Source organism: Flavivirga jejuensis (assembly GCF_030540765.1).
Taxonomy (GTDB): Bacteria; Bacteroidota; Bacteroidia; order Flavobacteriales; family Flavobacteriaceae; genus Flavivirga; species Flavivirga jejuensis.
In genome coordinates, this window is record NZ_JAUOEL010000008.1 from 289,492 (window position 1) to 314,849 (window position 25,358).

General features: G+C 31.8%; 25 protein-coding genes. 17 read left to right on the top strand and 8 right to left on the bottom strand.

What is annotated here, in order from left to right; genetic code table 11:
* The first annotated feature begins 453 nt into the window (after positions 1 to 453).
* The 9 genes from Q4Q40_RS20500 to Q4Q40_RS20540 all read left to right on the top strand — a co-directional run bounded on the left by Q4Q40_RS20500 (position 454) and on the right by Q4Q40_RS20540 (position 7,173).
* Complete coding sequence (locus Q4Q40_RS20500; RefSeq protein WP_303303893.1) at positions 454 to 921, top strand: hypothetical protein; 468 nt, start codon at positions 454 to 456, stop codon at positions 919 to 921.
* Between the two features lie 292 nt (positions 922 to 1,213).
* Positions 1,214 to 1,828, top strand: a complete 615-nt coding sequence (locus tag Q4Q40_RS20505) for a hypothetical protein (RefSeq protein WP_303303894.1) — start codon at positions 1,214 to 1,216, stop codon at positions 1,826 to 1,828.
* Positions 1,829 to 2,143: 315 nt separating this feature from the next.
* A complete protein-coding gene (locus Q4Q40_RS20510; RefSeq protein WP_303303895.1) occupies positions 2,144 to 2,638 on the top strand; it encodes an RNA polymerase sigma factor in 495 nt (164 codons plus the stop codon).
* Positions 2,619 to 2,894 carry a hypothetical protein gene (locus tag Q4Q40_RS20515; RefSeq protein WP_303303896.1) on the top strand — a complete coding sequence of 92 codons (276 nt, stop codon included), beginning with the start codon at positions 2,619 to 2,621 and terminating at the stop codon, positions 2,892 to 2,894. The genes Q4Q40_RS20510 and Q4Q40_RS20515 overlap by 20 nt, the downstream gene beginning before the upstream one ends.
* An 85-nt stretch (positions 2,895 to 2,979) precedes the next feature.
* On the top strand, positions 2,980 to 3,645 hold the full coding sequence (locus Q4Q40_RS20520) for a ClpP family protease (RefSeq protein WP_303303897.1): 666 nt from the start codon (positions 2,980 to 2,982) through the stop codon (positions 3,643 to 3,645).
* A gap of 224 nt (positions 3,646 to 3,869) precedes the next feature.
* Complete coding sequence (locus Q4Q40_RS20525) at positions 3,870 to 4,619, top strand: carbon-nitrogen hydrolase family protein (protein WP_303303898.1); 750 nt, start codon at positions 3,870 to 3,872, stop codon at positions 4,617 to 4,619.
* Positions 4,620 to 4,676: 57 nt separating this feature from the next.
* Entirely contained in the window at positions 4,677 to 5,162 is a 486-nt protein-coding gene (locus tag Q4Q40_RS20530; protein WP_303303899.1) for a hypothetical protein, read from the top strand.
* Positions 5,163 to 5,411: 249 nt separating this feature from the next.
* The gene (locus Q4Q40_RS20535) at positions 5,412 to 5,714 is read left to right on the top strand and encodes an ArsR/SmtB family transcription factor (RefSeq protein ID WP_303303900.1); all 303 of its coding nucleotides are present in this window, start codon (positions 5,412 to 5,414) and stop codon (positions 5,712 to 5,714) included.
* Positions 5,715 to 5,763: 49 nt separating this feature from the next.
* On the top strand, positions 5,764 to 7,173 hold the full coding sequence (locus Q4Q40_RS20540) for a pyridoxal phosphate-dependent decarboxylase family protein (protein ID WP_303303901.1): 1,410 nt from the start codon (positions 5,764 to 5,766) through the stop codon (positions 7,171 to 7,173).
* Between the two features lie 448 nt (positions 7,174 to 7,621).
* Here Q4Q40_RS20540 and Q4Q40_RS20545 read toward each other — a convergent pair whose 3' ends face one another.
* Both Q4Q40_RS20545 and Q4Q40_RS20550 read right to left on the bottom strand, forming a co-directional pair.
* Positions 7,622 to 9,775 carry a TonB-dependent receptor gene (locus Q4Q40_RS20545; protein WP_303303902.1) on the bottom strand — a complete coding sequence of 718 codons (2,154 nt, stop codon included), beginning with the start codon at positions 9,773 to 9,775 and terminating at the stop codon, positions 7,622 to 7,624.
* Between the two features lie 489 nt (positions 9,776 to 10,264).
* Positions 10,265 to 11,545 carry an NAD(P)/FAD-dependent oxidoreductase gene (locus Q4Q40_RS20550; RefSeq protein ID WP_303303903.1) on the bottom strand — a complete coding sequence of 427 codons (1,281 nt, stop codon included), beginning with the start codon at positions 11,543 to 11,545 and terminating at the stop codon, positions 10,265 to 10,267.
* 124 nt (positions 11,546 to 11,669) lie between these two features.
* Between Q4Q40_RS20550 and Q4Q40_RS20555 the strand changes: the two genes are divergently transcribed.
* Together Q4Q40_RS20555 and Q4Q40_RS20560 are read left to right on the top strand one after the other, a co-directional pair.
* Complete coding sequence (locus Q4Q40_RS20555) at positions 11,670 to 12,164, top strand: RNA polymerase sigma factor (RefSeq protein WP_303303904.1); 495 nt, start codon at positions 11,670 to 11,672, stop codon at positions 12,162 to 12,164.
* 4 nt (positions 12,165 to 12,168) lie between these two features.
* Positions 12,169 to 12,810 carry a DUF8845 family protein gene (locus Q4Q40_RS20560; protein ID WP_303303905.1) on the top strand — a complete coding sequence of 214 codons (642 nt, stop codon included), beginning with the start codon at positions 12,169 to 12,171 and terminating at the stop codon, positions 12,808 to 12,810.
* Here the strand turns inward: Q4Q40_RS20560 and Q4Q40_RS20565 are convergent.
* Both Q4Q40_RS20565 and Q4Q40_RS20570 read right to left on the bottom strand, forming a co-directional pair.
* Entirely contained in the window at positions 12,807 to 13,394 is a 588-nt protein-coding gene (locus Q4Q40_RS20565; protein WP_303303906.1) for a pseudouridine synthase, read from the bottom strand. The two genes, Q4Q40_RS20560 and Q4Q40_RS20565, sit on opposite strands and share 4 nt — an antisense overlap.
* Positions 13,381 to 15,699: a type IA DNA topoisomerase gene (locus tag Q4Q40_RS20570; protein ID WP_303303907.1), complete on the bottom strand. Its 2,319-nt coding sequence runs from the start codon at positions 15,697 to 15,699 to the stop codon at positions 13,381 to 13,383. Before Q4Q40_RS20570 ends, Q4Q40_RS20565 begins: the two co-directional genes overlap by 14 nt.
* 158 nt (positions 15,700 to 15,857) lie before the next feature.
* Between Q4Q40_RS20570 and Q4Q40_RS20575 the strand changes: the two genes are divergently transcribed.
* Positions 15,858 to 17,003, top strand: coding sequence for a phage tail-like protein (locus Q4Q40_RS20575; RefSeq protein ID WP_303303908.1), 1,146 nt, complete (start codon positions 15,858 to 15,860; stop codon positions 17,001 to 17,003).
* Between the two features lie 86 nt (positions 17,004 to 17,089).
* Positions 17,090 to 17,662, top strand: coding sequence for a phage tail-like protein (locus Q4Q40_RS20580; protein WP_303303910.1), 573 nt, complete (start codon positions 17,090 to 17,092; stop codon positions 17,660 to 17,662).
* A gap of 57 nt (positions 17,663 to 17,719) precedes the next feature.
* On the opposite strand, the gene Q4Q40_RS20585 is transcribed toward Q4Q40_RS20580, so the two are convergent.
* On the bottom strand, positions 17,720 to 18,517 hold the full coding sequence (locus Q4Q40_RS20585; protein ID WP_303303911.1) for a lysophospholipid acyltransferase family protein: 798 nt from the start codon (positions 18,515 to 18,517) through the stop codon (positions 17,720 to 17,722).
* Between the two features lie 53 nt (positions 18,518 to 18,570).
* Positions 18,571 to 19,212 carry an NUDIX hydrolase gene (locus Q4Q40_RS20590; RefSeq protein WP_303303912.1) on the bottom strand — a complete coding sequence of 214 codons (642 nt, stop codon included), beginning with the start codon at positions 19,210 to 19,212 and terminating at the stop codon, positions 18,571 to 18,573.
* Positions 19,213 to 19,216: 4 nt separating this feature from the next.
* Between Q4Q40_RS20590 and Q4Q40_RS20595 the strand changes: the two genes are divergently transcribed.
* Positions 19,217 to 19,921, top strand: coding sequence for a peptidylprolyl isomerase (locus Q4Q40_RS20595; RefSeq protein WP_303303913.1), 705 nt, complete (start codon positions 19,217 to 19,219; stop codon positions 19,919 to 19,921).
* Between the two features lie 911 nt (positions 19,922 to 20,832).
* Here the strand turns inward: Q4Q40_RS20595 and Q4Q40_RS20600 are convergent.
* Both Q4Q40_RS20600 and Q4Q40_RS20605 read right to left on the bottom strand, forming a co-directional pair.
* Positions 20,833 to 21,435 (bottom strand): trimeric intracellular cation channel family protein, encoded by a 603-nt coding sequence (locus Q4Q40_RS20600; protein WP_303303914.1) that lies wholly within the window; start codon positions 21,433 to 21,435, stop codon positions 20,833 to 20,835.
* A 253-nt stretch (positions 21,436 to 21,688) separates the two neighbouring features.
* On the bottom strand, positions 21,689 to 22,408 hold the full coding sequence (locus Q4Q40_RS20605) for an RDD family protein (protein ID WP_303303915.1): 720 nt from the start codon (positions 22,406 to 22,408) through the stop codon (positions 21,689 to 21,691).
* Positions 22,409 to 22,432: 24 nt separating this feature from the next.
* Here Q4Q40_RS20605 and Q4Q40_RS20610 point away from each other — a divergent pair, with 24 nt between their 5' ends.
* From Q4Q40_RS20610 to Q4Q40_RS20620, 3 genes are read left to right on the top strand one after another with little or no spacing between them, the layout of a single operon-like run.
* Positions 22,433 to 23,422: a stage II sporulation protein M gene (locus Q4Q40_RS20610; RefSeq protein WP_303303916.1), complete on the top strand. Its 990-nt coding sequence runs from the start codon at positions 22,433 to 22,435 to the stop codon at positions 23,420 to 23,422.
* The gene (locus Q4Q40_RS20615; protein WP_303303917.1) at positions 23,419 to 24,150 is read left to right on the top strand and encodes a hypothetical protein; all 732 of its coding nucleotides are present in this window, start codon (positions 23,419 to 23,421) and stop codon (positions 24,148 to 24,150) included. The genes Q4Q40_RS20610 and Q4Q40_RS20615 overlap by 4 nt, the downstream gene beginning before the upstream one ends.
* Entirely contained in the window at positions 24,150 to 25,355 is a 1,206-nt protein-coding gene (locus Q4Q40_RS20620) for a DUF4350 domain-containing protein (protein WP_303303918.1), read from the top strand. The genes Q4Q40_RS20615 and Q4Q40_RS20620 overlap by 1 nt, the downstream gene beginning before the upstream one ends.
* Positions 25,356 to 25,358 lie beyond the last annotated feature (3 nt).

The window sequence follows — 25,358 nt, forward strand, 5'->3', positions numbered from 1 at the left end:
ATCCCTGCCGTATCTACATACTTACCTTTTTGGTAATCTTTTGGGCCTTACAATGATGTGCTTGCTTAACCAAGTAAATATGCCTCTGTATACGGTTTCTGTTCGTCAGTACCGAGCTTTGTAGTCTCGCTTCCTTCAGATAAAACCTCACGGTTTTCACCCTTGCGACTCACTAATGCTTAAAGACGTTACTCCTGCGCATAAGGGACTTGCACCCTCTAGATTAATTATTTACCTTTCGGTAGTTAAAAGATGCCCATGCTGGACACACACAACGTATATAAAAAATTACTGTTTTTAGCTAAATCAAAAGGTCATTGCGCGTTTGCTACGTCTGATTTTCCTTCGGAAAATCAGACGTAGCAAACGCGCAACTTTCCATATACATAAACGTTACCCAACAACTTGACGAACCCAAAGAATGAAATTAAATTCAAAAAAACAGGCAGATTATTGATTTTTAAATATTTAGGAATTACAGTTCTAATATTAATTATTTTAATAACCTTATTTAATTCTTTATCGACTGAATTGAATGAATTTGTAAATCGGAGTTTAATTCACCCATTTTTAAGTGAAACTAAATATTTCACAGCTCAAATAATATTCAATTTAACAATTATGTTTTTTATCTCTGGGAATATTGGAAAATCTGTTATTGAAAAAGATAAAGCCCCATTTTGGACAACTTTTTTTGGTTATTTAAAAATGTCAATTGGATTTTTTTTCATAGCAATGTTATCTGAAATGACTCTAAGAACATTTGAATATGGATTTGATTTTAAGTTATTTGGACTTGGAATTTTAATTTGGGTTTTTACTGGTGGACCAATATTTTTAATAATTGGGGGAGTTTATGGAGGAATAATAAGTTCGTTTATCGGAAAAGAAATTGTGAACAAAAAAAACGTATTACAATAACGGTAGCCGTTGCACAACTCATGATTTTGAATAAACCTATGTTTTTTTTAATAATAATCAACAAAATATAGCTAAAAACCAGTCCATTATGTTTGTTTAAATGTAAGCAACAAGTGTTTTGCAATATTTTTTGACTTGTGTAACAGCCACAACGTGTATAATTCATTGCTAGTACTAGCCTACTTACGAAAATCCTCGCGGATTTTCTATTCGGTCTGTATTTGCTAAATTAGCTGCTGAAACACGCAACGAAATCATACACAAACGCGTTACCACACATAAAATAAATAAAATGGGAATATTCGACATCTTTAAAAAAGAGAAAAAAAACTCAAACTCTACAACTGAAAATGGAGTTTTGGGCCCGACTTTTCTTGAAGACAATGTTCAACATATTTTAGACCCTAAGGAATTGCGCTCACATGAATGGAGACGTAAACTTAAATCAAAAACTGGACAGACATTTTTTGAAATTAGATATTACGGACAACTTCATTCTGATTATAAAAACTTAATAGTAGAAACTGACTTTGCTCCTTCAAAAATTATAGCTGTTGATTTAAATGATAAAAGTGAATACTTATTATTTGACGGATGCAAACACGGATATAACGCTATGTTTTGTGACAAATATTCTGACGAACAAATAAATAATAGAATTGCTGACAAAATATACAATGACGAAAAAGGAAATAGCAAATTTGAATTAATTATTTCAACTTATAACGGAATAGATTATGAAGACGAATTTAGAGACGAAGTTGATAAAAATGGAGAAATAGAATTGATAAACGAAAAGAAAATTGATTTCGAAAAAGTAAAAAGAAACGGTTTTGACACATTACAAATCTGGGGAATTGACAAAGATGGAACTAAGATTGAAATTGTTTCAGAAGAACTAGCATAAAACGTGTGGTAACAACGGTGACTGTTACACAACTCAAAATTTTTAGGGAATCATGTGTTTTTAATTTTCAAACAATTTCTAAGTTATTGATTATCAATATTAATTATTTTTAAAGCTCTCAGAAATAACCTAATTCAGTCAAAAAAAGTAGTTATGCAACAGCCACACCGTGTATAATTCATTGCTCGGAAATGGCGAAAAGCATCAGCATTTTTTACATTTTGAATCAACACAAAATTTTTTTCCAAAAAAAAATCAACCAAATAAGGTGATTTTATTACAAATTTCAGTACTTATAAGAAAACGGATTTTAAAATGGAAAGAAAGGAACTAATCAAACTATGGTATATATCATATTTTCCAAAAGTCGCATCCTTTATTTCTAAAAGAGGTGGAACTTTGGAAGATGCGAAAGATATTTTTCAGGAAAGTCTAATGATTCTATACGAAAAAAGGAATACGGAATTCAATTTAAACGAAAAGGCTTATCTATTTGGAATTTGTAAAAACCTTTGGTTTAAACATTTAAATAACATCTCAAAATTACAAAACGAAACTATAGATTTCAAGGAAGAATCTGAACCTTCAGTTGATGAAAACCGTCTGCTGAAGTTGTTGAATTCTGCAGGAAAAAAATGTATGAGATTACTTCAACGTTTTTATTACGACAATCAAAAAACCGAAATTATAAGAGAAGAATTTGGTTTTTCTTCTAACCATTCAACAGCCGTACAGAAATACAAATGCTTGGAAAAAATTCGTGAAACCGTTAAACAAAATTCCTTGAGATATGAGAGTTTCTTTGAATAAAATTGCATTGATTGAAAAACTTATTTTCAATTCAAATTCTTTAAATACTGAAGAAAAAGCATTGTTTGAATCATACAAAATTTTGGATTCCGATTTTGAACTTGATATTGAGAATCAGAAAAAAACAGTTGATTTAATCCTGAAATCAGGCAGAAGGGAATTGAAGCAAGAAATTAATGAAGTTTATAACAATTTATTTCACCCAAATTCAAAAAATGTTCTTAAAAGCAGAATATTGAATATATTCAGTAAGTAATTACCTCACAACATTTTACATAAATAGATTTCTTCTCATAGAAAAGGAACAGCACTTTTTTTGGCTAAATTTTAAAACATATGATATGAAAAACTTAAATCAGGAATTTACAAAATATGCAAGACTGGAACACGGGATAAATTCCACCAGCACAGAAAAATACATTACACAATCCGTAACACCTTATATTGTTGAAGAAAGGTCGTTGAATGTTGCCCAAATGGACGTCTTCTCACGTTTGATGATGGACAGGATTATTTTTCTGGGTCAGGCCGTAGACGACCAAACCGCAAACATCATACAAGCACAATTGCTCTTTCTACAATCTATGAATGCAAAAAAAGACATTTCACTTTACATCAACTCACCAGGAGGTTCAGTCTATGCAGGGTTTGGGATTTACGATACAATGCAGTACATAAGTCCAGATGTTGCCACGATTTGTACAGGAATGGCGGCATCTATGGGAGCAGTATTGCTTTGTGCAGGTACAAAAGGGAAGCGTTCTGTATTAAAGCATTCAAGAGTGATGCTTCATCAAACTTCCAGCGGTGCTCAAGGAACTGCAAGAGATATAGAAATCAGCGTACAGCAAGTTTTGAAAGTTCAAAACGAATTATTTCAGATTATAGCAGACCATTCAGACAACGATATAGAAAAAATCAGGGAACTTTCCGATAGGGATTATTGGATGACTGCAAAAGAAGCAAAAGAACTCGGATTGGTTGATGAAATCTTACTTAAAAAGTAAAAGCTACAGGAGTATTCCAGATTGCGTTAGGGAATCTCATACAAACTTGAAATAAATCATACAAAAAACAACGAACCGCCAATATTGTATAAAAATAATGCTTAGTTTTATATTTAACTAAAGGCTAGTGCGTATTTAATCACTCTGATTTTCCTGCGGAAAATCCTCGCATACAAACACGCAACTTTCCATATACGAACGTCGTAACATTTAGTATTCAAGAAATGAAAATCTGTATTGCACAAACAAAATCTGAAAAAGGAAAAATTCAAGCAAATATTAAAAATCATTTGGATTTGATTAAAATTGCAATAAAGTCTAATTCGGACTTAATTATCTTTCCAGAACTTTCAATAACCAATTACGAACCTGAATTAGCAAACGAACTTGCAACAGATTTAGAAGACAACATTTTTAACCCATTTCAAGATTTATCTGATGAAAACCAAATCACAATAGGAATTGGAATGCCAACAAGGGCGATTAATGGAATAAATATTAGTATGTTGATTTTTCAACCGAATAAAAACAGAACTATTTATTCTAAGTGTTTACTTCATTCTGATGAACTTCCATATTTTGTGAGTAGTAATAATCAGCCTTTCTTAATGATTAAAGGAATAAAAATTGCTCTTGGAATATGTTATAAAACACTTCAAAGAGAGCATTTTGTAAAAGCAAAAGAGAATGATGCCGATATATATATTGCAAGTGTTTCAAAACCAGACAGAGGTACAGATAAAGCTTATTTGCATTTCCCTTTAATAGCAGAGGAGTTTAAAACGCCAATTCTTATGTCCAATTCTGTTGGCTATTGTGATAACTTTATGAGCAATGGACTTAGTTCTATTTGGAATAGAAAAGGAAAATTAATCGGACAACTTGATGACAAAAATCAAGGAATATTAATTTATGACACTGAACTAGAAACAACAAAAACGATCTACAACAAAGCAGATTCGACTACCTCATAATCCACTCATAATTAACAATTTAACCCGTACATGCCTTTTTAAACTAAATTTTACGCAATGAAAAAACTGAATTTTATTTTAAGCTTATCATTACTCTTAATGCTATCTGGATGTAACTCTGACGATGACAATAAAAATACTGAAAGAAACGGAATACTTATTTTTGGCTGGTTTGCCGATTCAAGATGTTCGGGTGATTGTTCAACAATTTATAAAATAGATTCTGAAAATATTTATAGAGACATCGATTATAACTACCCTGAAAATACATTTTTTGATGGTAATTTTCAACTTATGAGCAGCGCAAATCATAAAGATTTTGAATCATTGATAACTGAATTACCAGATGAAATATTTAATGAACCGAATGGATATTTAGATTGTACTGATTGCACAAATGAAAACGGAGGCTTTTATTTAGAATATCAAGATAATAATGGATTTCATAAATCTTGGCGGTTTAGAAATGCTATATTTCCTGATTATATTGAAAATTATAGAAGCCTATTACTCGACAAATTAGCGGCATTGAATAGTCTATAAGAAAATAAGAAATAATATTTTCGGAAAGAGTGAAACGGAAAATAATCAACTGAATTAAAAAAACTAAAGCTAACATAATATAGAAAATTGTCATTCTTAGCTTAACTAATGTGAGTTGCTCATTTGCTAGATTTTAATTTTATTTCGGAAAACCCTCGCACACAAACACCTAGCATTTCATATACAAAACCGTTGTAAAAAAACATGAGTAACACAAATCGGTATTTATAGATTTGTTATATTCGCATTATGGATTTAATAAAAATCAACAAAGCATTATCAAATCAAACGAGAGTCAATATCTTAAATTGGCTTAAAGAACCAGAAAAATGTTTCCCTCCTCATACAGAACTAGGTCATTTTGATTTTGGTGTTTGTCTTGTATTTATTAAAAATAAAGCAGATTTATCGCAATCAACTATATCTCAATATATGCTTCAATTGCAAAACGTAGATTTTGTTACAGCTACAAGGTTAGGTAAATGGACCTACTTTAAACGAAATGAAGAGACGATTGAAAAGTATATTAATTACCTTAAAGAAGAACTTTAAAAAATTTAACACAACAAATCGACAATTCTCTATTTATAAATCAATAAAAATGAATAAAACACTTCAAGACAACATGTTTCAAGAGATTAGAAACAAAGAAATATTTAAGCAAGCACAAGAATATTCTTTTAATTATTTGGAAAATATTTTTGAGCGAAATGTATATCCTACACAAGAATCTATTCATGATTTAGCCATATTCGATGAAGAGCTTCCAGTAAATTCTACAAAAGCTAAAAACGTAATTGAACAATTAAATCAGTACGGAAGTCCAGCAACAACTGCAACATTAGGCGGAAGATATTTTGGATTTGTTACAGGAAGTGCTCTTCCTATAGGCTTGGCGGCTAAAAATTTAGGAACCTATTGGGATCAAGCACCTGCAATGAATGTTCTTTCACCAATTGGAAGCAAACTAGAATCTGTTGTAGAAAAATGGCTTATAGAATTATTTAATTTTCCAACAAACACTTCTGCAGGCTTTGTAAGTGGCACATCCACAGCAAATTTATGTGGTTTAGCCGCAGCTCGTTATCGTATTCTTCAAAAAAACAATTGGGATGTAAATCAAAAAGGACTCAGGAATGCTCCCGAGATAAGAATTGTAACAAGTCGGCAAGCACATTCTACGGTTATAAAGGCTATAGGAATATTAGGCTTAGGGCAAGAAAATATTGAATGGGTAGATGTAGATAATCAAGGTAGAATTATTCCTGAATCAATTCCTGAAATGGATGAAAATACGATTTTGATTTTACAAGCTGGTAATGTAAATAGCGGAGCTTTTGATGACTTTGAAATTATTTGTGAAAAAGCTAAAAAAACAAATACTTGGGTTCACATTGATGGAGCATTTGGCTTATGGGCTGGTGCAGTAAATGAGTTAAAACATTTAACTAAAGGAGTAGAAAATGCTTCTTCTTGGGCTGTAGATGGACACAAAACATTAAACACACCTTATGATTGTGGAATTATATTATGTGCAGACAAAGAAGCTATGACTTCTGCTCTGCATATGTCTGGAAGTTATATTGTAGAAAGCTCTGAAAGGGATGGCATGTTTTACACACCTGAAATGTCTAGGAGAGCTAGAATAATCGAATTATGGTCGACAATGAAATATCTTGGGAAAAACGGAATCGATGAAATGATTCTAACAATGAATCAAAGAGCAAAACAATTTGCAGAAGAAATAAGCCAAATAAAAGGCTTCTACATTGAAAATGACATTGTTTTTAATCAAGTAATTGTTAAATGTAACTCAGATAAAATTACAGAGCAAGTACTAAGTAATATTCAAATGTTAAGAGAGTGTTGGTTAGGAGGTTCAATGTGGTTTGACAAAAAAGTGATGCGAGTTAGTATATGCTCTTGGGCTACAACTAAAAATGATATAACAAAATCTGTCGAATCGTTTAAAAAAGCACTTGAATTAGAAAAAACTAACGCCAATGTATAAAATAATAAGGGCTAAGTATCAGATGGAAAGTCAGTACATATTAACAAAGTTCTCCAAATTTACAGTTTAATAGTTAAAAGAAAATATAACGTTAAAATTGTAAAATTAGACTAAGTCAAAATCTAGTGTAAAGGATGTGACTTTTACTTTCTAAACTATGTTATGTGCCATAACAAACATTTTTCAACAGCATCGTAATAATAAGATAATATTATGCATCGTGATTATGCAATAAATATATTTAATACAGACTGATTACCAAACAATTTAATTTTATGATAATGAATAAAGTGATATTATATATTTCAACAACTCTTATGTTTATCTATTCTCAAAGTTTGATGTCCCAAACCATTAAAACTTCTTCCGTTTTTCTAGAAGAACTGACTTGGGTGGAGGTTAAAACATTTATAGATAACACATCAAAAAAAAACTCCAAAAAGTCACCCTACAAATTATCCAACTGGTTACTTTTCTTATCCTCACTAATAGTCCAAAAGAAACCTACAAAAAAGAATTGGTCGGCAGCAGGTAGTAAAGCACGCCTATTAAAATTGCCATTTATATCTGGTGAGTTGGCATATTGATACCCATTAATATTTTTAAACCCCAATACATTATTTACCGAAGCATATAGTATTTTTTGTGGACTAATTAAATACGCCCAATTTACACTCAAACTATTATAAGGCTTGGTTTTATTATTTAAAAATCCTGGCTCATTTGGGTTCGTGTAAGTTCTACCAGATGCTAAGGCATAACTAAAACCAACTTGGCTTCTCCAATCATCAATCCAATATTTCCCTACAACTGATAAGTTATGCGTATTAGCAAAATTTGGTTGTGATTTGACCAGGTAATTCTTATAATCCCGTTTTGTATCTAACAAGGAATAACTCACCCAATAATCAAAATTTTTAATGCTTTTACTATCTCTCCAAAAGAAATCGATACCTTTAGCAAAACCTGTTCCCTCGTTATTGTAATTGCTATCAAAATTGGCAAATTCAGAATCATATTTTACTAGATCATCATACTTTTTATAATAGGCTTCAGCTCTAAATAATCTTCTATCTGCATTATACTGATAATTAAAAATATAATGAGAGGTATTTTGAGCTTTTAACGCTTGGTCAAACTTCAAAATATCACTTGATGGGTTTTGATAAAAACGACCATAAGCTAATGACACCTGACTTTTACTAGACGTTTTATAGGCTAAAGACAATCTTGGTGCTAAAGTAAAATCTTTAAACAGCTCGCTATACTCGCCTCTTAATCCCGATTTAAATGCTAGATTTTTAGATATAAAAATATCCGCTTCAGCAAAAGTTGCAGCAATATTGTTATCATAACCATATTTTTCATTACTAATGGTTGTATCCGAATAGTTTTCTTTAAAATCGGTTGCAAAATATTCTGCTCCAAAATAAAGCTTCAAGCGGTTACTAATTCTGTTTTTTAGTTTCAACTTGGCATGCATCGAATTTTCAGTGTCTTCAATAACACTTTCAATAATGTTCATATTATTTTTAGCGTGTGTATAACTTACACCTCCAAATACTGTCCAAGTATCATTTAAAGTCCCCTGATACGAACTATTAAGATAAACATTATTGTTATTCAATTTAAAATAAGCACCCTCACTGTTATTAATATCTTCCTGTGTTAATTCAAAATTAGTAGCATCAAATGCGCCATAGAGTTTAAACAATCCCGTCTCAGTTTTTTTTCTAAAAACGACTTCTCCAGAAGCGCCCTCATAAGGTTTTATCCAGTTATTTCTATTTGAAAATATAGCATTGTAAGGTTCTAAATTAATATAAGAGGCATTTACACTCAACGAGCTTTTTTCCCACTTTTGAGTGTTCCCCAGTGTTGCTCCTACACTCATTATACCAATATCTGTCTTTTCTTGATCAGGCTCATCGATCGTATTTAATAATAATACACTTGAGAGTGCCTGCCCAAACTCTGCTGAATACCCCCCTGTTGAAAAGGTAATACCATCAAATAAAAATGGCGAATAACGTCCACGAGTAGGCACATTATTAGTTGTTGGCGTGTATGGTGTAAATACCCGAATACCATCTATAAATATTTGTGTTTCATTAGCATCACCACCACGTACAAACAATCGACCATCTTCTGCCACGGTCGTTGTGCCTGGTAATGTTTGCAAGGCGCCTACAAAATCCCCTAAAGCACTTGCTGTAGTAACAACATCTAAAGGTTTTAATGCATTAACTTTACTATTATCACCTGCCGAAAAAGTACCAGCAGACAAAACCACTGCATCCAAAGTACTAACATCTTCACGAAGTTTAATGGTTAGGTTTTTCATAAAAGAAATATTGCCAACCATAATATATGTTTCATAAGATAAATAAAAAACAATTAAAGTTTGTGTCCCTACTTCGGTAGTTGTAAATGAAAAAGCTCCGTTTCCATCCGTAGTACTTCCGTCGTAAGTACCTTCCAGATAAATATTAGCACCTACAATAGGAACATTTTTCATGTTAAAAACAATTCCTGTAATGTTTTTTTGAGCATTAATTTGAATGGATATAAAAATAATAAAACTGGTTAAAATTGTTTTCATAGATAAATTATTCTGTCGTTCGTTTTTATTGATAAAACAAATTTGCGACAGAACTTCATCTAAATAAATTCAATATAACCGAACTGTATTTTTTTGATGATGAATTGAATATTTTTAACAAAACCATGATTTTCCACTAACCCCTTTACTCGTAGATCGTTGTATTTTTTAAAGGCAGTTTTAAGAATTAAATGTGTGCATACTTTTAATTTCATTAAAAAAATATGTCTTTTTTTTACATCTAAAAAGTATTTAAAAAACAAATAGCATTTTAATTTTTTTTAATACTATTTTTTTATAAATTCGAATTGATTATTTTTTTTTAAATAAACTTCATTAAACATGTTACTTTTTTAGAGCTTAGTATGATGTTCCTCTATATTAAAAGTACAAATTTTTATCATTATAGCCGTCAAAAACAACTATAGACAAAAACTATAACACACACTTAATCAGCTCTTTATCAGTAATTAATAAAAATAATAAAAACTATTGGTTTAACTTCCTGAATGGACGTATAATAAGTCGTGCAGCTTTATCAAAATTAATATAATTATACCCCCAATTAAAGAAAACAATCACTCTGTTTCTAAAACCGACCAATGCCATAAGGTGTACAAACATCCAAACAAACCATGCAAAAAAACCTGCAAATCTAAAATGTTTTAAATCGACAACCGCCTTATTTCTACCTACTGTAGCCATTGAGCCTTTGTCTTTATATTTGAATTTTTTTAGCGGCTTTCCTTCTATTAATTTTATAAGATTTTTTCCTAAAAGTTCTCCTTGTTGAATAGCGGGTTGTGCCACCTGTGGATGTCCGTTTGGATAAGCATCTGTTTGCATTAAACTAATGTCTCCTAAAGCAAAAATAGTGTTGTAACCTTCTACTTGATTATATTCATTTACTTTGTATCTGTTGGCACGATCAATTAATGCTTCTGCCTGAAGTCCCTTTACAGGGTTTCCTGTTACACCTGCTGCCCAAATTAAAGTTTCCGATTGTAATTCTAAACTTAAATTGGTTAACACTTTTTTACCATCGTAATTTTTAACAAATGTATTACAGTGTACCAAAACTCCTAATTTAGAAAGAAATTTTGCTGCTTTTTTAGAAGCATGCTCACTCATGGTTGGTAAAACGCGTGCCCCGCCTTCTAATAAATATATTTGCATATCCTCAGGAATTAAATCGCGATAATCTCTGGGTAAGATATGATTCTTAAGTTCTGCAATTGCTCCTGCCAATTCAACACCAGTTGGTCCTCCCCCAACAATAACAAAATTCAACAAAGCCTTACGGGTTTCTTTATCATTAGTTATTGCAGCCTGCTCAAAATTTTGCAATATTAAACTACGAATATTTAAAGCCTGAGGTACCTTTTTCATCGGCATACCATGTGTTTCAATGGATTCATTCCCAAAATAATTAGTCTTGGTTCCTGTAGCTATCACTAAATAATCATAATCTAGATTACCAATACTTGTTTTAATGTTATTTTTTTCTGAGTTAATAGATTCTACTTCAGCTAAACGGAAAAACGTATTTTTATGATTTTTTAATATTTTACGAAGTGGGTATGCAATAGAGTCTGGCTCTAATCCCGCCGAAGATACCTGATATAATAACGGTTGGAAAGTGTGGTAATTTCGTTTATCAATTAAAACAACCTGTACATTCTTATTTGCTATTTTTCTTGCAAAATTAATTCCTGCAAAACCACCGCCAATAATAACGACTCTCGGTAAACTAGATTCGGGAATATTCATAATAAAATTTAATGTTGTGCAAAGATACTACACAGACATGTTTTTCACTATTTAAAATATTACTTTTACACATTTGTAACATTTTAAAATTTTAAGCTACTTATATTGTAACTAAACCATCACATTGAATAAAGAACTAGAACATAGTTTTGTTGAATTGCTAGAAAAGCATCAAAATATCGTACACAAAGTATGCCGTTTGTATACTAATAATTACGATGCTCACAATGATTTATTTCAAGAAATAACCATTCAACTTTGGAAAGCGTACCCCAAATTTCGAGGAGACGCTAAGTTTAGTACATGGATGTATAGAGTAGGTTTAAATACAGCGATTACACTTTATAGAAAATCGAAACGAACTATTAATACGCAAGATTTTGATGGTGTTGAATTTAAAATAAAAGCAGAAGATTATGATGATACGGAAGAGCAACAACTAAAAACACTTTATAAAGCAGTACATCAATTAAATGACATAGAAAAGGCGCTTGTTTTCTTATACTTAGAAGACAAAGACTACAGGGACATTAGTGAAACATTGGGAATCAGTGAAGTAAATGCACGAGTGAAGATGAATAGAATAAAAACAAAGCTTAGAACCATATTAAATCCGTAAAACTATGGATGAATTAGATTTATTAAAGAAAGACTGGAATAAGGATGATAATAAATATCCTAAACTAACTTATAACGAAATATATAAGATGATCTTAAAAAAATCATCCTCCATTGTAAAATGGATTTTCATAATTAGTTTATTAGAATTTGTTTTTTGGATATTTATATCCTTATTATTAAAGGACACGGAAAGTATGAAGCGTTTTGATCAGCTTGATGCTGATGCTGTTTTTACTCCTTTGGTAGTCATTGGATATATTATTCTAGCTTTATTCTTTTATTTGTTTTTTAGAAATTACAGAAGAATATCTACCACAGATAACTCTAAGGTACTCATGGAAAATATTCTTAAAACGAGAAAAACGGTAAAACAATATGTGGTTTTCAACTTAATTTATTTAGTTATAGCCATGTTTGCAGGCATATATATTGAATTATCTATGGATCAACTTATTATTGGTCAAATCGAACAAGCCTCAGCTAATGGGGAGGTTTTTAAATTTTATGCTATATTTATAATAGTAGCCGTTTTAGTTTTAGCATTAATGATAGGGGTCATGTTATTATTCTATTGGGTGGTCTATGGTCTTTTACTAAAGCGCCTCAATCAGAATTATAAAGAATTGAAGAAACTGGAATTTTAAAAAAAGGCGACAACCTCAACAACATCCCCTACCTGCATAGTATTAAGACCAATACTCCCTACTCTAACTCGTACTAATCGCAATGTTGGAAATCCGACTGCCGAAGTCATTTTTCGCACCTGCCTAAATTTACCTTCGTTTAAAGTTATAGACACCCATGATGTTGGTCCATGTCTTTCATCTCTAATTTTTCGGGAGCGTTTTGGCAAATCTGGAATGGCATCTAACTTAAAAGCCTTACAAGGTTTTGTTTGATATTTTTTACCATCAAACCCTATTTCTACACCTGTTTTTAATAGTTCGATCGCTTCTTCTGAAATAGAACCATCTACCTGCGCATAATATTCCTTTTCAACTTTTCTACCATTAATAAAATCACTCATTTTACCATCTGTAGTTAGTAATAATAAACCTTCCGATTTTTCATCTAATCTACCAATAGCCATGATGCCTTCAGGAAAATCATGAAGGGTTCCTAAAAAATTTTTCGATTGTTGTTTTGAATCATGGCTTTTAAACTGACTTAAATAACCATACGGTTTATAGATTACAAAATGTCGGTGCTCGCTTTTAGATGCTTCCATTTAAAATACTATGAACGAGTTCTTTGGTTGGCTTTTGCCCGTTTATCTTAGTTCGTACTTCATCAAAGGTTACTTTAAAATCGCACCCTGATTTGTAATCACTACAACCATAAGCACTACCTCCTTTAATAACCGTTCCTTTTTTACATTTCGGACACGTTAATTCGTCTGGCTTCGCTTTCTTGTCTGCCGACAAAGCAGGCGTGGATGTTTTTTTAGGTTCTAATTTTAAATTGAACGCTTCATCAAAACGAAGTAAACCTTCCACATTACCTGAATCTGTTTTAAACCCCTTTAAATTAACTGTAGACCCTTTTCGAAGCAGTCTGATATATTGTTTTTCAGAAATCTTTTTATTGGCATAGGAAAAAGGCATTACAAAACTGCAACCCGATTTATAGACACTACAACCATAGGCCGTTTTTCCTTTTAGAATACGACCTTGCTTACATTTTGGGCAAATTTCTGCTCCAATACCCGCTGCTTCTTTTTTAATGGCTTTGGCTTCACGTTTTTTTACAGTTACAGCATGAGATATATTAGCTCGTTTCGTTTCACTGCGCACTTCATACACCAAAGCGTCTACCATGCGTTTCATATTTTTTATAAACGCTCCAGCACTAAACACCCCTTTTTCAATATCTTTTAGTTGTTTTTCCCAAGAGCCTGTAAGTTCTGCCGATTTTAATAAATCATTTTGAATCGTATCAATAAGTTGTATCCCCGTAACTGTTGGTAACACCTGTTTTTTGTTACGTTTTATATATTTTCTTTTAAAAAGAGTTTCAATAATATTGGCACGTGTTGACGGCCTTCCAATACCATTCTCTTTCATCAATTCACGTAAATCCTCATCATCTACTTGTTTTCCTGCGGTTTCCATGGCGCGTAATAAAGTCGCTTCTGTAAATTGATTAGGTGGTTTGGTTTCTTTTTCTAAAAATGACGGTTCATGTGGCCCTTTTTCTCCTTTTGTAAATACTGGTAATAATTTATCTTTATTTGTCGCACTGTGCGCAGCCGAAGTGTCAAAAACAATACGCCACCCTTTATCTAAGATCTCTTTTCCTGTAGTTTTAAAAGAAACATCGGCTGCCTTACCAACAACAGTAGTATTAGACACCAAACAATCATCATAAAAAACAGCAATAAAACGCTTTACTATAATATCGTATACCTGTTGCTGATTATATTGTAAGTTAATCTGAATTCCTGTTGGAATAATGGCATGGTGATCGGTTACTTTTTTATCGTTGAAAACCTTGGTAGACTTTCTTATCTTTTTTCCTAAAAGAGTCTGTGTTAACTTTGAATAATTTGTTAATTTTTGAAGAATACCGGATACTTTTGGATATACATCATTTGGTAAAAAAGTGGTATCTACTCTAGGATAAGTCACCACTTTTTGTTCGTATAATTTCTGAACTATCTTAAGGGTTTCATCTGCCGAAAACCCAAACTTAGTATTACAATATACTTGCAGTCCTGTTAAATCAAAAAGCTTTGGTGCATACTCTTTACCCTTTTTCTTTGTGATAGATTCTATTTCAAAATCACTTTCTTTTACTTTATTAGCTAAAGCTTCCCCATCTTCCTTTTTTAAAAAGCGTCCTTCTTCATAGCTAAATAAAGTTTCTCGATACAAAGTTTGTAATTCCCAATAAGGTTGCGGTTTAAAGTTTTCAATCTCTTTAAAACGGTTAACAACCATTGCTAATGTTGGTGTTTGTACACGACCAACCGATAATACTTGCTTATAACCACCGTGCTTTACTGTATATAATCTGGTGGCGTTCATTCCAAGTAACCAGTCGCCAATAGCTCTGGAAAAACCTGCGTAATATAAATTATCGTAATCTCCAGAAGGTTTTAAATTTTCAAATCCTTCTTTAATAGCCTCAGTGGTTAATGAGGAAATCCATAAACGCTTAATTTCACCCTTATAATTAGCTTCATTCATCACCCAACGCTGAATTAATTCTCCTTCTTGACCAGCATCCCCACAGTTTATAACAACATCCGCTTTATCAAATAAACTTTTTACAATTTTAAATTGTTTTTGTATCCCAGAATTAGAAACTACTTTGGTTTCAAATTTTTCGGGCAACATAGGGAGGTTATTTAAATCCCAACTTTTCCAATATGGCTTATAGTCATTAGGTTCTTTTAATGTACATAAATGACCAAAGGTGTAAGTGACCGCATAACCATTACCTTCGTAATACCCATCACGCTTAGTATTCGCTCCTAAAACAGAGGCAATCTCTCGTGCTACACTTGGCTTTTCGGCTATACAGACTTTCAATTAATTTTACGTTTTGGTTTTTAATTATGATGTGCAAAGTAGTCATTTTGAAGTGTTTTTTGAAGTCGAGTTGTTAAGAGTTATCAACGATAAATAATATATTTAATTTTATTTTTGTAGTTTCACGGCGGATTAATTAAAATAGTTCTCTCTCAAAAATGACAAAATTTACTTATTGTATAATATTGCTATGCTTTAGTATGTATTATAGTTTCGGACAAGTTGGTATTGGAACAACGACCCCTGACCCTTCATCTATTTTAGATATTACATCTACAACTCAAGGTTTTCTACCTCCTAGAATGACAGAAATTCAAAGAGATGCAATTACGTCTCCTGCCGAGGGGCTGTTTATATACAATACAGATAGTAAATGTTTTCAATACTACAAAGGAATGGTTTGGTCTGATTGTTTAAGTGGTCCACAAGTAAATAAATTAGATTGTAGTTCGATTAATGTTAATGGAGCTTATGGTACTGGTTTAACACTAAACAGCATCAATACAATAACTATAGATGTTGTCGTTAATTCTTATGACACTTATAATATCTCCACAAATACTGTTAACGGCTACAGCTTCTCTGCTTCAGGATCATTTTCTTCGTTAGGAGTTAACACTATAACTTTAATAGGATCTGGCACACCTTTAGCGATTCAGACTGACACATTCACTATAGATTTTATAGGAACAACTTCAACCTGTAATATAGATATAACTGTAACTGGGGTCTTGGCAAACTGCTTAGAATATTTTAATACTGGCTCTACTACAGATGGCATATACTCCATTGACCCAGATGGTACTGGAGGCAATGCGCCTTACGATTGTTATTGTAATATGACTAGTAACGGTGGGGGATGGACACTTGTTTTCAATCATAATACTGCTGGTGGTTACTGGGCAAACGACACTGAATCTCAAGAACATAATGCTGGATCACCTGGTTTAACAACAAATAAATACTCCATCCTTAGTAAATTAGATGAAATAAAAAGTAGCCCTACTATCTATGAATTTAGACTACACTACCCTTCATTAGGATTAACTAACCATTGGTCGCAGACATTTGACCCTAGAAGTGGAACAGCAGGAGTTTCTCCAGTTCCAGGATATACAGCAATTAATGTTAATTCAACTAGTAATCTTTGGGGAGGGCTTGAATTATCTGGAACGAACACCTATATAGATGGTAGTGTTAATCATGGTAATTGGTTTTATTCAATAGGCAGTATTAATCCTTGGACTGGAGGTATACCATCAGCAGGAGCACCAACAGATCAGGTACAATTATTTATTAGGTAATTAATTCCCTCATCAATCTAATAACATTTTAGTATTCTTAAGATAAAAACTTCGGTTAATTAATGAAAAAAGCCTCATTTCAAAAAATGTCAAAACTAGTTTATTTTATAATATTACTATGTTTTAATGTATATCATAGTTACGGTCAAATAGCCATTGGAACAAAAAACCCAGACATATCCTCTCTTTTAGAGATTAATTCTACAACTCTAGGGTTTCTCCCTCCAAGAATGACACAGGCTCAAAGAGATGCCATAGCTTTTCCTACTGAGGGATTGTTTATATACAATACAGATAGTAAATGTTTTCAATATTATATAAGTGCATCTTGGTCTGCTTGTTTAAAAGAAATTCAAAAAAACGAATTAGACTGTAATTCTGTCAATGTTAATGGCACTTACACTGTAAGCTCTCCTCTAAACAACACAAACACAATAACGATAGATGTTTTAGTTGGTTTTTACGATACATACAACATTACCACAAATACTGTTAATGGTTATAGCTTCTCTGCCTCTGGGGCATTTCCATCTTTGGGGGTTAACACAATAACACTAACAGCTTCTGGTACGCCGTTAATAGCTCAAACCGATACTTTTACAATAGATCTTACAGGAACTGGTTTTACTTGCCATGTAAATATTACATCAGTAAATTAGTAGACTATATTAGCATCAACAGATTAAATACTATTATTTATTAGATGATACTATGTTTTACCACTCCCGCTTTTTATTAAGAGCTTCGAGAGCTTCTAATTCTTTTTGGGGAATAACTTTTAAAAAAGAAGGATGTTGCTCGATAGCATATTCTATTTTCTTTACAATAGCATCTGTAGATTCATTATCGTAATCGATCTCTAAAGGTTCTTTGATCTCAAAAGATTGCAGAATATTTTTCTTTTTAATACGTAATCCTTTTTTATCGAAAGAACGTCTAAATCCATCAATAACAATGGGTACTACAATAGGTTTGTATCGCTTAATAATGTGAGCTGTTCCTTTTCTAATAGGTTTAAAGGGTGTTGTCGTTCCTTGAGGAAAGGTAATAACCCAACCATCATCTAATGCTTTTCCTATATTGGAAATATCACTCATCTTAACTTGTCTATTCACTTCTTGCCCCTCAGATCTCCAAGTACGCTCAATACTAACAGATCCTACATAAGCTAATATTTTTGGCAACAAGCCATCTTTCATTGTTTCCTTGGCTGCTACATAATAGATATTCAACTTAGGATTCCACAAATACCCAACGTTTTTAATAGAGTCTACCCGCCCACTTAAACTGGCATTAAAAACATGAAACATAGATACTACATCGGCAAAATAAGTTTGATGGTTCGAAACAAATAATACATTCGTATCGGGTAAGTTTTTTATAATTTCGGAACCTTCTATTTGTAACTCATTAAACCCTCTAAAGCGTCTATGAGTTAATGTGCCTAAAATTCTAATAAGCCATTTCTTTAAAAATAATATATGCCCGAATGGATTTCTTTTAAGTAATCCCATAAATCACACGTCAAATTTTAGTTAGTAACTGCAAAAGTAACAAATCTATTAAACTACATGTATGGTTTTAACAAGTCTTTCATTTCACTTAACATCATAGCCGTTGCCCCCCAAACAACATGTCCATTTAATTTAAACGCAGGAACCTCAACCTCAACACTGTACGAGGTTAACACTTTTTTAGTTATCAATATATTATCATCAAGAAAGTGCTGTAATTCAATTTCAATAATAGCTTCTACCTCATCATCTTGTTTAATAAAACTTGGTGTGCGCTTAGTAATTCCAAAAAAAGGTTGCACATAAAAATTACTAGGTGGAATATAAACTTGAGATAATTCTCGAATAATTTCTATAGAATCTATCGGCACACCTACCTCTTCAAACGTCTCTCTTACAGCTGCTACTTCTAATGAGGCATCTTCCTTTTCTAACTTCCCCCCAGGAAATGCTACTTGGGCAGAATGTACCCCTTTGTAAGTTTTTCTTAAAATTAGCACTAGTTTCGTCTCTTTATTTGTTCCTGGGTAAAACAACGCCAATACACCTGCCCTTTTTGCCTTTTTTATGGCTTCTTTTTGTTTCTCCATAAGCGCTCTTCGAAAAGGAGGCACCATTTTAAAGTGAGACGATTCGGCTGGAAGCGGTATATTCTTTACTTTTGAAGTTAATTTTAAAAATTCATCAAAATTCATATCTATGAGACTTTCATTTCTTTTATGTCTATTTTTTTTACTTCTGAATTGTGAAGATAAACAAACTAAAAAGAAAATTATTCCAGAAACTATAGCAACTAAAAAGAAAAAAAAAGAAATTATAAAAGATACTGTTATAGTACCTGAAAGGGAATTCCCTAAGTTAAATTCAAAAAATGCTATGGCTTTTTTTCTGGATTATGATAAGCACCATAAAGAAAATAAAGTACGTATTACCACAGATTTTGGTATTATCGAAATTTTACTATTTAACGAAACAAAATTTCATCGTTCTAACTTTATTTTCTTGACTAAACAGAAATATTTTAACGATACACAGTTTTATAGAGTTATTGATAATTACATAGTACAAGCAGGTAATAGTGATGACAAAAAAATAGCTAGAAAGCGTTCCGAAATCGGGAGATATTTATTACCTCCAGATACAAAACGCGGATTTAAACATAATAGGGGTGCTGTTTCAATGCCTAGCAGCGAGGTTAACAACCCTTACAAATTAGCATCGCCTTTTGAATTTTTTATTGTACTACAAAAAGGGGGGGCTCATTTTTTAGATGGTGACTATACTATTTTTGGCAGGGTAACTAAAGGTATGGATGTTTTAGATAAAATTGCTGCTGTTGAAACTGATGATGGGGATTGGCCTGACAAAAATATTTATATTAAAAATGTTGAGATTATTGAATAGTAAAATTTCTTAATAATATCGTTAAGACGCTAAGTCTGGCTCTTTACTGTTTATTTTGGTAGGGTAACTAAAGGCATGGATGTTTTTGATAAAATTGCTGATGATCTAGCTGGTTATTGTGATTGGTCTAATAAAAATGTTTATGTTATAATGGTGGGATTATTCAATAGGAAAATCTTTTGATGATCTCGCAAAGTCGCTAAGACGCTAAGGCACAAAGTCTGACTCTTTACTGTTTATTTTGGTAGGGTAACTAAAGACATGATCTTTTTGATAATATTGCTGATGCTGTAGCTGATTATTGTGATTGGTCTAATAAAAATGTTTATGTTATAATGTTGGGTTTTTTGAATTAGAAAACTTCTTAATAATCTCGCTAAGACGCTAAGCCGCGAAGGCACAAAGTCTGACTCTCTACTGTTTATTTTGGTTGGGTAACTAAAGGCATGATGTTTTTGATAAAATTGCTGATGCTGTAGCTCGTTATTGTGATTGGTCTAATAAAAATGTTTATGTTATAATGTTGGGATTTTTGAATTAGAAAACTTCTTAATAATCTCGCTAAGACGCTAAGCCGCGAAGGCACAAAGTCTGACTCTTTACTGTTTATTTTGGTAGGGTAACTAAAGGCATGATGTTTTTGATAGAATTGTTGATGCTGTAGCTGATTATTGTGATTGGTCTAATAGTCTAATAAAAATGTTTATGTTATAATGTTGAGATTATTCAATAGGAAAACCTCTTGATAATCTCGCAAAGTCGCTAAGGCACAAAGTGTAATACTTTATTACTATTAATTTCCCACTTGAACACGACACAGTGTCCACTGCCTACTGCTTACTGAATACTGCCTACTGATTACTTATTACTGATTACTGAATACTGAATACTGAATACTGAATACTAAAAAATTAATCCTTATAAACTCTAGGCAATGCTATTTTAAACTTTACTGCAAATAGCCTAACTACAATCACAACTACTCCGGCTATTATGAAAACAATGTTGTCTTTTATAGGAAATTCTCTTAATGAAAAATAGGTAACACCTCCAAGTATACAAGCGGTAGCATAAATTTCTTTTCTAAAAATAACTGGGATTTCATTACATAAAATATCACGGATAACGCCTCCAAAACTAGCTGTTATAGTTCCTAGGGCTATACAAATAATTGGGTGTAATTCGGCATTTAGTCCTTTTTCAATTCCAACCAAAGTATATAGTCCTATACCAATGGTATCAAACAAAAACAGCGATGTTCTTAGATAGTTAATTTTACTTCTAAAAACTATCGCAAATATAGCCGACACTATAATAACATAAGTAAAGGTTATATCTTTCATCCAACTAACTGGCGTATCTCCTATAAGTAAATCTCTAAGCGTCCCGCCTCCAACTGCTGTTACGAAACCAATAATTAAGATTCCAAATAAATCCATTTTTTTATTGATCGCCACTAATACACCTGAAATAGCAAATGCAATGGTTCCTAAAATATCAATAATGTAAAACATAATATTTTCAATTAATTTACTTCCTTTGCTAAATCCGCTAACTGCTTTTGATATATTTTACATCTTAATAATACTCAAAGTAGACTTTTTAACTTTTACTTCGTAAAGTTGGTTCCTTTACTTTGAGATTCTTCGCATTCGCTCATGGTAAGCGACTCTTTACCCATTACAAGTCTCTTCTTGAGATCCTTCGGCTATGCTCAGGATAAGCGATTCACTCACTTTTCCTGAAAAAAGAAAAGTGGTTCTCTGCTTACATGTCTTGGGTGTAAAAATTATAATCCTTTAAAATAACATCAATAAATTGTATGTCATCATTTTGCTTAACCTCTTTTATACCAGCCACTTCTATTATTTTTGTCCTTAATTTTATTAGTGTTTGATAATCTCTTGCTGCTCTTGCAGTAATAAACGTGTCTTTTATAATACGTGCATCATTATCCGATAATTTGATAACATTAGGGTAAGTAGGTTTATAATCTTGTTTTAAATTCTCTAAAATAGTATGGCTAATATTCACACTATCTTTTAATGCTATTACAGCAGTTCCCGCCGCCATATCTCCTAATCGCTGCGTTTTTTTATTAGACAACATAACAAAAAAGCCTAATCCGAAAATATAAACATCTACAATTCTAAAAAACCAACGTACCACATAATCAGACAATGAAGCCTGATAACCATCAATTTTAACAACTCTAATTTTAGCCACTCGTTTACCTATAGTTTGGCCTTGAAAAAAAGATTCCAGAGCCAATGTATAAAACATTACAGGAAAACTTAATATCGTATTAATACCTATTTGAGACCATTCGTCCATACCGTCAAAAACACCAAATATCTTATTTAAAATGAGGTAATAACCAATTTTTATAGCTCCATCTATAATAAATGCTAATAATCTTTCTCCACCACCTGCAGCATTGAACGTTATTTTTACATTTTGGGTCGTGTTAATTTGTAACTCTGACATTTTATATTTTAATTTATCAAATATATGAGGGAGGTTTCATTTATTAAGCAAAATAAGGAAAAATGGTTAAGTTTTGAAAGAGCCGTCTTTAATAATGACTTTGAAGACCCTGACGAACTTGCTTCACAATACATTCATTTAATAAATGATTTAGCGTATGCACAAACCTACTATCCTAAAAGCAAGGTTATTACATACCTTAATCAATTAGCAGCCAAGGCATTTCAAAAAATTTATAAAACAAAACGTGAAGATACTAACAGAATTGTAAGTTTTTGGAAAACAGAAATTCCTTTAATTTGTTATCAATACCGAAAATTTATTTACATCGCTTTTATCATATTTTTCGCTTTTACTTCTATTGGTGTTATTTCTGCTGCTAACGATGGGGAATTTGTACGTTCTGTATTAGGAGATAGTTATGTAAATATGTCCATAGAGAATATCGAAGCTGGAGATCCTGTAGCTGTTTATAAAAGCGGGAGTAACTGGGGGAGTTTTATAGGCATAACCATAAATAATCTACGTGTTGGTATTATCGCCTTTGTTTTAGGTGTTTTTTTAGGAATTGGAACACTTTATATTATGTTTAAAAACTGCATCATGCTTGGATCGTTCCAGTACTTCTTTTACGATAAAGGCGTTTTATGGGAAAGTGTTCGTGGTATTTGGATACATGGAGCCATGGAAATTTTCGCTATAGTTATTGAGGCTGCTGCGGGACTCATTCTGGGGGCTAGTATTTTATTTCCTGCAACACACTCCAGATACACATCATTTAAACAAGGTGCAAAAACTGGTATAAAAATTTTAATAAGTACCTTTCCTTTTACTTTTTCTGCAGGATTTCTAGAAGGCTTTATTACACGCTATTCTAACATAATGCCTAATTGGCTATCAACTGGTATTATATTAATTACATTAAGTATTATTAGTTATTATTATTTAATTTATCCTTTTAAAGTTCAAAAGAAAATTACTCAAACCCAAATCTTAAGCCCATCTCCTAATTGAAAATAAACCGATTACATACAATCTCTTTTTGGTTTCTTATGGTTTGCTGCTATCAAACTGCTTTTGGTATTAACTTTATACAAGAGCCTGAACAAATAAGACGATTTGATGAAGATTTTAAAAATCGGTATTCTAGTGATAAATACAATTACGAAGGAAAAAAAATAGTAACCCAAAGCCCTGTAGGTTCTGGTAATTATGAAGATTATAAAAAAGAAAAACTAAAGCAAAAAGAAGAAGAGGATGAGAATAAGAATGAGATAAGCATAGACTTCGGTCCTCTTGGTTGGTTATTTTATCTCGCCATAGCAATTGCAGTTATTTACCTCGTTTATATTTTACTTAACGAAGGTGGTTCGGGCTTATTTTCTTCAAGAAACAATAAAAAACTTAATGATTTTGATGAGATAACTGCCGAAAATATTGAACATGCAGATATACATTCTTTAATAAAAAATGCCGAGAACGATAACAATTACAGACTAGCGATTAGATATTATTACTTGTTAGTTTTAAAAACACTTAGTTTAAAAAACCATATAAAATTTGAAGACGACAAAACTAATAGTGAATATTTAAATGAGATAAATGGGAAGCCCTTTAGCAAAGAATTCTCATATACTTCGTATCTATACAATTATATATGGTATGGCAAATTTGCTGTAAATATAGGGCAATACACCAAGGCCAAAGATCATTTTTTAACGCTTTTAAATAAGGTAAAATAATGAAGAAAATTTTGCCTATACTCTTAATAATTGTTGCTTTAGTAGTTACGGCATCTATCGCTATTGGTGTAAAGAGGACAAAAACGGTAGATTGGGAAGAGTCTTTTAATGAAAAAAGTAAAAAACCCTATGGGCTTAGTATATTCTATAAAGAATTACCTAATCTTTTTAAAGACCATAAGATTAGAACAGTTTACCATCAACCAGCTAGCTATTTAATAGCAAATTCTGAGTATGGTTATGGAGAACATGTTGCAGAAGGTAGTTATATTATTATTGGAAATTCTGATTATTTAGAAGATGAATCAATAGATGAATTATTAAATTTTGTTGACGCTGGTAATACGCTATTTATATCCGATTATTATTTTTCCCAAAAAATTCACGACACTTTAGATATTGACATTGATTATATTTTTACTGAAAAAGATAGTATATCATATCAATCACTTAAATATATTGATGTAGAAAGTACGATTATAGATAAAAATGAGGGGGATTATTATTTTTCTCACTTTGATACTATAAATTATAACATACTGGGACACTCTAAAATTAATTACAAACATGCTAATTTTATTGAAGTTCCTTTTGGAGATGGTCACATATACTTACATCTCGAACCAAAAGCCTTTACAAATTATAATCTTTTAAAAGAAGACAGATACAAATATATAGAAGGTCTTATTTCTTACTTACCCGAAAATAATGTGTATTTTGATTCCTATACAAAAATACAAACAGGTTACGATGGTGATGTTGAAAAAGAATCGAATCTAGGTTGGTTTCTCGAACAGTTATCATTTAACTGGGCATGGTATACTGCTATTGTTTTTGGAATTCTTTTTATGATATTTAATGCCAAACGCAGGCAACGTATTATAAAAATAATAAGACCACTACAAAATACGACCATCGCTTTTGTTAAAACCGTATCTAATTTATATTTTGAAACTCAGGATCATAAAAACTTGATAGATAAAAAAATAACGTATTTTTTAGAAAAAATACGAACAGATTTTAATTTAGACACATCTAATTTGAACGATGCCTTTATAATAAAACTGGCAGCCAAAACAGGTAAGAAAAAAGAAGATGTTAAAAAACTAATCGAGTATATTAATTGGCTACGATCAAAAAATGATTTTTTTGAAGAAAACCTAATCAAATTAAATAAGCATATTGAAGCTTTTTATACTACATAATTA